A 300-nucleotide genomic window follows, 5' to 3' on the forward strand; every position below is an offset into this window, starting at 1 on the left:
GCGATCCGTTATGCGTTGACCGGCGGCAAGCCGAGCGACTACAGCTACAGCCCAGGCGAAATGGCGGCGATGGCCGTGCATTGTTCGCAACGCGAACGGCGTGCCGAAGAAGCTGAGCGCGACGTCGACGAGCGCTTCAAGTGTGCGTGGATGGAGAAGCACATCGGCAGCGAGTTCGAGGGCGTCGTCACCGGCGTGACGTCGTTCGGCTTGTTCGTGGAGCTGGACGAGTCGAAAGTATCCGGGCTGGTACACATCTCTCAACTCGCGAATGACTACTACCACTTTGATGCGATCCGA

Annotated in this window: 1 protein-coding gene; it reads left to right on the forward strand. The window is 60.3% G+C overall.

Annotated features, from left to right (window positions below; all coding sequences use genetic code 11):
- On the forward strand, positions 1 to 300 hold a 300-nt coding region (locus GSQ77_RS29030; protein WP_158907614.1), incomplete at both ends, for a S1 RNA-binding domain-containing protein.

Origin of the sequence: Burkholderia sp. L27(2015) (assembly GCF_009765705.1) — a bacterium.
Taxonomy (GTDB): Bacteria; Pseudomonadota; Gammaproteobacteria; order Burkholderiales; family Burkholderiaceae; genus LMUX01.